We start from the raw sequence: 7,275 nt of genomic DNA, 5'->3' as shown, positions 1-7,275 counted from the left end.
CGGCCCCGCAGGGCTCCGCGCCGCAGGGCTCCGCCTCGCCGGGCTTCGGGCCGCACGGTCCCGCCCCGCAGGGCTCCGCCTCGCAGGGCTCCGCGCCGCAGGGCTCCGCCCCGCACGGCCCTGCGCCGCAGGGCTCCGCGCCGCAGGGCTCCGCCTCGTACGGGAACGCCTCGCCGGGCTTCGGGCCGCCGGGGTCAACGCCCCCCACGACCCCGGCGGGCGACGCCGACCCGACCCGCCCCGTGCCCCGGGCCACCACCCCGGCACCCACCGCGGGAGCCACCGGCACCCCCGACCCGGAATCCACCACGGACCGGGCCCGCGCCCTGCTCGTCCCGGTGGCCGACCCGCAGGGCGAACCCGAACGCCCCCCGGCCGTGGCCCCGGTCCTCCCGGGCCGACCGGCGCCCGCCCGCCCCGAGGTGCGCGCCCCGGTCGCGCCGGACAACCACGGCGGCGTCGCGTGCCCCTGGTGCCACACCGCCAACCGCCCCGACCGCCACTTCTGCGCCCGCTGCGCCATGCCGATGGCCGAGGGCCCGGAGAACCCGGCCCGCCTCCCCTGGTGGCGGCGGCTGTTCGACTACCGCAACCGGGAACAGCCCTGGGCGGGCGACCGCCCGCGCCTGCGCTACCAGATCGGCCGCATCCTGCGCTGGGTGGTCCTCGCGGCGGTGCTGGCCCTGGTGGGCTGGGCCCTGTTCCAGACCCCGCAAGCGGTGAGCGCCGTACGCGACCACTTCGCCAAGCGCGCCCCGCTCGCCCCGGACTCGTACAAGGCGTCCCGCTCGTACCCCCAGCACGGCCCGGACAAGGCGTTCGACGTGGTCAGCAACTCCTGGTGGGGGCCGGGCGTCACCCAGTCCGCCAAGGGCGAGTGGCTGGAGGCCCGCTTCCGCGACCCGGTACGGCTGCTGGACATCGGCATCACCCCCGGGATGTCCGGCCGCGGTGAAACCCTCACCAAGTCCGCCCTCCCGCACCGCATCGAGGCCCGGATCACCACGGACGACGGCAAGACCACCGTCCGCGAACTCAACCTCGACCAGGGCGCGGGCTTCCAGCGCCGCCCGTTCCGCGTCCAGAACGTCACCGCGGTCCGCTTCACGATCCAGTCGGCTTACGGAGCCGATGGCAAGAAGCAGGTGGCGATCGCCGAGATCGAGTTCTTCGGCCCGTCCAAGGCGAGCCGCTCGTAACCCCGTACGCCGAACACCCTCGCCCCGCTCGTGTCCCGCTCGAAGATCACTCGCAGCAGGACGAGACGAGCGGGGCGGGCGGGATGTACGGGCCCCCTGTGTCCAACTGCCGCACCCCACGGCCCCCGCCCACCCCGGACACCGCCCAGGCCGCACCGCGGGTCAAGCATCACCTGAACGTCACTTACAGCAGCACCCAGCCGATGAACAGGGCCGCCGACGACACGGGCAAACTGTGCGCGACGCCGGCCGTGGTGACGCAGGAGTTCATCCGTACCCACGCCTGCAAGACCGTGAAGGCCACCGTGAGCGTGCTGAAGATCGTGAACGGAGTGCCCCACCTGGAGGGCACGGCCCAGTTCACGATCGAGCACGAGATCGACCTCAACCTGCGCCGCACCAAGTGGAGCGAGAAGATCGCGGTGTCCAAGGCGCGCCTCACCGGCCGCGCCAACGGCATCCGCACCGTCTTCCGCCCCACCGCCCCCAGCGCCACGGCCAAGGCCACGGGCGCCCTCGCGAAGCCGTTCACCCTCGGCAGCGCGGCACCGTCCGGCGGCATCGACTACGCGATGCGCGTCGCCAAAATGAAGAAGCGCACGACGGCGACGCGCTACTCGTTCGCGATGACCAAGCCCGGCTACCTGCCCGGCACCATGACGTACAGGTCGGAGCGCTACCGCTGCGACGACACGCTGTGGAACGAGTCGCAGACGCGGCGGACGAAGGCCGCCGGATGCGTCTTCCCCCAGCGCGCCACGACCGACGACGGGAACCTCCCGTCCGGCATGGCCTTCCTGCCGCACATCGCGAGCAACATCCGCAAGGTGCAGTCCGCCTCGCTGCACATCGGACGTCCCGGTTCCAGCCATCCGCTGACGCGCGCCGGTGAGGCCACGAAAAAGAAGAACCGGGATGCGGTGTGCGGGGGCAAGAAACCCGGACGGGGCGACGTCACCTGGGTGGTCCTGCCCACCGTGCCGGGCCAGGAGTACAACCCGACCTCGCCGTCGTGCGACGAGTACCCCTTCGCCAGCACCCACCAGGGCGGCACCGCGTACGCACCGCCGAACCGGGCCATCACATGGGTGCCGCGCTGGGAGAACACGCGGCAAGGACAGATCCTGAACAGCTTCTACGCCAAGTACCGCGTCCTCGTCGGCGACCCGTACTACATCAACATGGGCTGAGCGAACAGATCACCGTGGCCCGCTCACTAGAGTGCGGGCCACGCGCCCGTTCACCCGCACAGGAGCCGAGGAGCCCCGCATGCCCGAGGAGCGTTTCCGGGTCGACGTAGAGCACAGCTACGACGTGATCACTGGCGCGGTGGAGGAGGTCACCGACGTCTTCCTCCAGATCGACCCCAACAAGGCGATCGGCGGCAACGTCGTCCCCTACGACGACCAGCGCGGCCTCCAAGTCCTCACCCTCACCGAATGGGACGAGATCACGCTGACGACGAGCGTGCACGACTCCGCCCCACCCCTGGACCCCGCGCCCTGGTCCTGGATCAGGGAGGTCAGCGTCCTGGCCGAACCCGGCGGCACCGGCCCCGCCCCGGAGGACGACGAGGGCGAACGCGACCCCCACACGGCCCTCGCCGAGGTGTGGACCTTCGGCGAACAGGGCTCCGACCTCCACGCCGAACCGAAGCTCCCCTGCCCCGACGGGACCCCCGCTGGTTCCGCGCGAGGATCCACGGCCGCGTAGAGGGCAGCCCCCGAGCCAGACGAAGAACACCTCATCCAACTCTGGCCCCAGCCCCCCTCACCCCCCGAAAACCTCCACCCTCGTTAGGAATGGACCCGGACGGGGGTGAAGAAGTTGACGAGGTTGCCGTCCGGGTCGCGGAACAGCAGCGACCGGTTGCCCCAGGGCATCGTGGTGGGCTCGTTGACGAAGTCGGTGACGAAGGCGGTCAGGTTTCGGTGCACGCGGTCCACGTCGGCGACGAGGAATTCGATGATCACGCTGTGGTTGTCCGCCGGACGGGCAGAGTCCGGGGCGAACAGCGGGACGGTGCGGGTGCCGGCGATCGCAAGGGTGGCGTGGGGAGTCTTCAGTTCGGCGAAGTCCTCGGTGGCCCATATCGCCCGTACCCCCGTGGCGCGCTCGTAGAACTCGACGAGGCGTGCGACGTCGGCGGTGATGATGCGGATCGAGACGAAGTCCATGGTGTTCTCCTTGGCTGCTGGAGCTGAGCTGCTGCGCGTCGCAGACTAGGAGAAATAGGGGACAGAATCGGCCCGGTATGCGCGCTAGGCTGCGAACATGCCTCGTCCCACCGGCCGCGTGCTGACACTCCTGGAGCTGCTTCAGTCGGGCGGTACGCGGACGGTGGCCGAACTGGCCGATCGGCTCGGCGTCGACGGGCGCACCGTGCGGCGGTATGTGGACCACCTGGTCGACCTCGACGTGCCCGTGGAGTCGGTGCGCGGCCGCTACGGCGGGTACCGACTCGCTCCCGGGTACCGCCTGCCCCCGCTCATGCTCAGCGACGACGAGGCCCTGGTCGTGCTGCTCGGCCTGGTCGCCGGCCGACGAACAGGGCTGATGACGGCGGGGCACACGGCGAGCGAGACGGCATCGGCCAAGATCCGGCGGGTATTGCCCCAGCACGTCGCCCGCCGGCTCGACGCGCTCCTGGAATCGCTCGCCTTCACCGATCAGCCCGGCGAGTTCGCCGCCCCCGACACCGGGATCCTGCTCACCCTCGCCGACGCGGTCCGCCACCACCGACCGGTCTCGATGCGATACACCGACGGCGACGGCCGCCGCAGCGAACGCACCCTGCACGCCTACGGCATCGTCGCCCATTCGGGCCGGTGGTACGTCACGGGCAAGGACGCCGGGATCGACGAGGACCGAACCTTCCGCCTCGACCGCATCGCAGACGCCCGCACCCTGCCCGGCTCCTTCGAGCCTCCCGTGGACACCGCTCCGGCACAGCGCGTGTTGTCAGGGTTCGCCACGACCGAGTACCGACATGAGGTGACCTTGCGGATCCACGGCACAGCCGAGCAGATCCGCGCCCACCTCCCCGCAAGCATCGCGACGTTGGAGGACCTCGAGCCCGCGACAGGCCAGGACCGCGCCCCCGAACGCTGGCTGCGCGTTCGGCTACGTGCGGAACGCCTTGACTGGCTGCCCCCGGTGCTGGCCGCACTCGACCGGCCGTTCGTCATCGAGCACCCCGACGAACTGCGCGCCCTCGTCGTCGCCTTCGCAGATCGCCTCGCGTCCTACGCCCGAAAGGCCTGGGCCCGATCGTAGGCTTCGCGCACCTCCGTGGGCACTCGCCCACGGTCGGGCACGTCGTACCCATGGGCCCGCCCCCACTCCCGGATGCTCTTCGTGTTGATGGGCGGCGTCCTCCTCACGTTGACGGGCACCCAGGGCGTGGGGACGGAAGGCTCGAACCCCACCGGTTCCTCAAGGAGCCCGTCGGGCAACTGGGGCACCGCCGTCTCACCGCTCAGCACCGAGACGAGGAATTCGGTCAGCGTGCCGTCGAAGGTGAACCAGCGGAGCCCGCGGTCCTCGGTCCCGGCGATGCGCCAGGTGTCGGGGGCGTCCATGGGATCGGTGATCCAGAAGAGCTTTTCGCCGTTGCCGATACCCCCCATGGAGAACAGGTGCCGCGGGTGACAGGGGACAGGCGCCTTGCCCTGGTCGTAGTCCTGCTGGACGTACTCGCGGATGATGCCGGGCATGCGGCCGGTGAGGTTGCTGTACTCGGTGTAGCCGTGGGGATGGCAGATGCTGATGAAATCGGCGAAGTCCCCGGGCCCGTACGCATCCGCAAGCCGCTTGTAGTCCCCAGGAAGCCTCATCCCGAGCTCCGTCTCCACCGCGCCCCAATCAACGCCCGGGGGCGGATCGGCCGGCGGCGGACAGAGCTGGGCGAGTGCGTCGATGGCGTTCATCAGGTTCCTCATGTCGGTGTCTTACGCCGCTCCTTCCGCTTCTCACGTCTCCACCCGCCCCCTTCAGCGCTGCAAGTCCCCGCATCCATGCCCGCAATTCTGCCGCCGCCAGACGCTTTCGACGGGCTTACGCGGTGCTGGTATCGACCCGGTAGACGATCTTTCCGTCGAACTCCGCGAACCCCAGCGACTTGTAGAAGGAACGTGCCTCCGCATTGTCGCGATCGGTCATCCACTCGACGCGGCTGCATCCAGGACGCGCGGCGGCCAGGGCGCGGAGTTCACCCATCAGTCGGGCGCCGACGCCCTGGCGGCGCAGGGTGTCGCGGACGTACAGCTCCTTGAGGAACAGCGAGTGGGAGGAACCCGCGGCCGGCCAGAGGAACGAGTAGGCCGCGAGCCCGGCGAGGTCACCCGTCTCGTCCTCGACGACCAGGGCGAAGACCATGGGCGGTGAGCCGAACAGGGCTTCCTCCACCTGGGCCTGGCGTTCGTCGAGCGGCTGGACCTCGGTCGAACCGTAGAACCGCTCGATCTCCTCGATCAGCTCGGCCAGGGCGAGGACGTCCCGCTTTTCGGCGGGGCGGATCGTCACGGTCATCGGCATCTCCTGTCGTTCCTCAATTGCTTCACTCGCTCGCTTCAACGCGGACTCCCACCGTGGCGGTGCGGTCCGGTGCGTGGGTGCTCCAGCCGTGCTCGCGCAGGGAGTCCTGGACGTGCCGGATCAGGTACTCCAGGTCCGCGCAGTACACGGAGGGATTCCGGTAGCCGCGTGCGGCGCTGAAGCGATGCGGGAGGTAGCCCCCGCCGCAGACGTCCACCTGCGGGCAGCCCTGGCACTGCTCGGCCAGCGCTGCCTTGCCATCGTGCCGGTGGCGGAGCTTCGGGTGGTTCATGGTCTGGTCGAAGGACTGGGTGAGGAGGTCGATGCCCAGCCAGGAGGCGCCTTCCTCGACGGAACGAAGGGTGTCCACGCCTTCGATCGTGCCGTTGGACTCGATCACGACGCCGGCCGGTGGGGCGAGGCCCAGGGTTTCGACCGAGCCGCGGACACCGGAGCTGAGGGCCACGATGTCCTCCAGCATCCGGACAGTGTGCCGGTACTGGGGGCGGGCGAGCCAGGCGTCCCACACGCGGCTCATCCACAGCCCGTACTCCGGCAGGCCCGGGTCGTGGCGGTGCGGCGGATCGTCGTGCGTTCCGTGCGGCAGGTTGAAGTCGATCACCGGGGGCTCGAACGACGCCAGGTAGTCGTGCACCTCGACCGGATCGTTGGCCAGGTCGATCACGGCGAGCAGCCCGGCGAACAGATGCGGCCGGGAGCGGAGGAGTTCGATGCCGCGGACGGCTGAGAGGGCGCTCGATCGCCCGGTGTGGCTCAGCCGGTGCCGGTCGTTGGCGGCCGGGGGCCCGTCGAGGCTGACGCCCACGACGACTTCGTACCGCTCGAAGAGGTCCAGCCAGGCCGCGCTGAGCAGCGTCCCGTTGGTCTGGAGCTCGAACCGCACGTCCGTCTCCGCCGCGACACCTTCCCGCAGGGCGAGCAGCAGATCGCCCATGTGCCGCGGACCGACGAGCAGTGGTTCACCGCCGTGCAGGACGACGTGGACCTCCCGTAAGCCGTGCGTGGCGGCGTGCTCACCGATCCGTCGGGCGGCGGCCTGTGCCACGTCCAGACTCATCCGGGCGGGCAGGTGCCGCGACGTCTGGTCCTTGGAGTTGAAGACGTAGCAGTAGTCGCAGTCGATGTTGCAGCGGTTGGCGACCTTGAGGATGAAGCTGCGCAGTGGGGCGGCGTCTTCGGGTCGTGTCATCGAGCAGCAGGCGCGCTCACAGCGGCCAGGGCCAGATGAGCGAGGCCGCGTGGGCGCCGTCGCCGACGCGGTTCGTCGCGGCCTGCTCGGCCTCCAGACGCTGCTGTACGCGGTGGGCGAGGCGGTCCAGAACCGGGCTGTCCTGCGCGGATTCCGGGGCGATGGGCGCCATGCCGCTCGGGGCGGGGACGGGCGTGGGTGACGGCATTCAACGCTCCTCGTGCTGGGGCGTGCCGGTGTCGGCACGGTGCGACGGCGGTTGAAGCGGCAGATCGGCTCAACGTAGCAGCCGGACACCAGCGGCGGCATACGGAAACCGGTCAGGGGGCC

At 70.4% G+C, this 7,275-nt stretch carries 9 protein-coding genes; 4 read left to right on the top strand and 5 right to left on the bottom strand.

From position 1 onward, the window contains the following. From EEJ42_RS50595 to EEJ42_RS03240, 3 genes are all read left to right on the top strand, one after another. The coding region (locus tag EEJ42_RS50595) for an NADase-type glycan-binding domain-containing protein (protein ID WP_123098506.1) at positions 1 to 1,199 on the top strand (1,199 nt) is incomplete at its 5' end. An 83-nt stretch (positions 1,200 to 1,282) separates the two neighbouring features. Beyond that, positions 1,283 to 2,389 (top strand): NucA/NucB deoxyribonuclease domain-containing protein, encoded by a 1,107-nt coding sequence (locus EEJ42_RS03245; protein WP_148081833.1) that lies wholly within the window; start codon positions 1,283 to 1,285, stop codon positions 2,387 to 2,389. Positions 2,390 to 2,468: 79 nt separating this feature from the next. Next, entirely contained in the window at positions 2,469 to 2,912 is a 444-nt protein-coding gene (locus EEJ42_RS03240; protein ID WP_123098504.1) for a hypothetical protein, read from the top strand. Between the two features lie 83 nt (positions 2,913 to 2,995). On the opposite strand, the gene EEJ42_RS03235 is transcribed toward EEJ42_RS03240, so the two are convergent. Continuing rightward, positions 2,996 to 3,376, bottom strand: a complete 381-nt coding sequence (locus EEJ42_RS03235) for a VOC family protein (protein ID WP_123098503.1) — start codon at positions 3,374 to 3,376, stop codon at positions 2,996 to 2,998. A gap of 97 nt (positions 3,377 to 3,473) precedes the next feature. Between EEJ42_RS03235 and EEJ42_RS03230 the strand changes: the two genes are divergently transcribed. Beyond that, complete coding sequence (locus EEJ42_RS03230; protein ID WP_123098502.1) at positions 3,474 to 4,475, top strand: helix-turn-helix transcriptional regulator; 1,002 nt, start codon at positions 3,474 to 3,476, stop codon at positions 4,473 to 4,475. Here EEJ42_RS03230 and EEJ42_RS03225 read toward each other — a convergent pair. The 4 genes from EEJ42_RS03225 to haaA all read right to left on the bottom strand — a co-directional run bounded on the left by EEJ42_RS03225 (position 4,445) and on the right by haaA (position 7,153). After that, positions 4,445 to 5,140 carry an Lsr2 family DNA-binding protein gene (locus EEJ42_RS03225; RefSeq protein ID WP_246095999.1) on the bottom strand — a complete coding sequence of 232 codons (696 nt, stop codon included), beginning with the start codon at positions 5,138 to 5,140 and terminating at the stop codon, positions 4,445 to 4,447. The two genes, EEJ42_RS03230 and EEJ42_RS03225, sit on opposite strands and share 31 nt — an antisense overlap. A gap of 115 nt (positions 5,141 to 5,255) precedes the next feature. Beyond that, positions 5,256 to 5,729, bottom strand: a complete 474-nt coding sequence (gene haaN / locus EEJ42_RS03220) for a cyclophane-containing RiPP N-acetyltransferase HaaN (protein ID WP_123098501.1) — start codon at positions 5,727 to 5,729, stop codon at positions 5,256 to 5,258. Between the two features lie 28 nt (positions 5,730 to 5,757). Continuing rightward, positions 5,758 to 6,945 (bottom strand): FxsB family cyclophane-forming radical SAM/SPASM peptide maturase, encoded by a 1,188-nt coding sequence (locus EEJ42_RS03215; protein ID WP_123098500.1) that lies wholly within the window; start codon positions 6,943 to 6,945, stop codon positions 5,758 to 5,760. A 16-nt stretch (positions 6,946 to 6,961) separates the two neighbouring features. Further along, positions 6,962 to 7,153 (bottom strand): HaaA family cyclophane-containing RiPP peptide, encoded by a 192-nt coding sequence (gene haaA, locus EEJ42_RS03210; protein WP_123098499.1) that lies wholly within the window; start codon positions 7,151 to 7,153, stop codon positions 6,962 to 6,964. Positions 7,154 to 7,275 lie beyond the last annotated feature (122 nt).

Origin of the sequence: Streptomyces botrytidirepellens (assembly GCF_003721215.1) — a bacterium.
In the GTDB taxonomy this organism is placed as follows: domain Bacteria; phylum Actinomycetota; class Actinomycetes; order Streptomycetales; family Streptomycetaceae; genus Streptomyces; species Streptomyces himastatinicus.
The sequence above is the reverse complement of the archived record's forward strand: the minus strand, read 5'-3'. Positions and strand labels throughout refer to the sequence as shown.

Bases quoted from the DNA above. Each gene is read 5' to 3' on its own strand.
- EEJ42_RS03230 (WP_123098502.1), top strand. From the start codon at position 3,474: ATGCCTCGTCCCACCGGCCGCGTGCTGACACTCCTGGAGCTGCTTCAG.
- EEJ42_RS03245 (WP_148081833.1), top strand. From the start codon at position 1,283: ATGTACGGGCCCCCTGTGTCCAACTGCCGCACCCCACGGCCCCCGCCC.
- haaN (WP_123098501.1), bottom strand. From the start codon at position 5,729: ATGACCGTGACGATCCGCCCCGCCGAAAAGCGGGACGTCCTCGCCCTG.
- haaA (WP_123098499.1), bottom strand. From the start codon at position 7,153: ATGCCGTCACCCACGCCCGTCCCCGCCCCGAGCGGCATGGCGCCCATC.
- EEJ42_RS03215 (WP_123098500.1), bottom strand. From the start codon at position 6,945: ATGACACGACCCGAAGACGCCGCCCCACTGCGCAGCTTCATCCTCAAG.
- EEJ42_RS03240 (WP_123098504.1), top strand. From the start codon at position 2,469: ATGCCCGAGGAGCGTTTCCGGGTCGACGTAGAGCACAGCTACGACGTG.
- EEJ42_RS03225 (WP_246095999.1), bottom strand. From the start codon at position 5,140: ATGAGGAACCTGATGAACGCCATCGACGCACTCGCCCAGCTCTGTCCG.
- EEJ42_RS03235 (WP_123098503.1), bottom strand. From the start codon at position 3,376: ATGGACTTCGTCTCGATCCGCATCATCACCGCCGACGTCGCACGCCTC.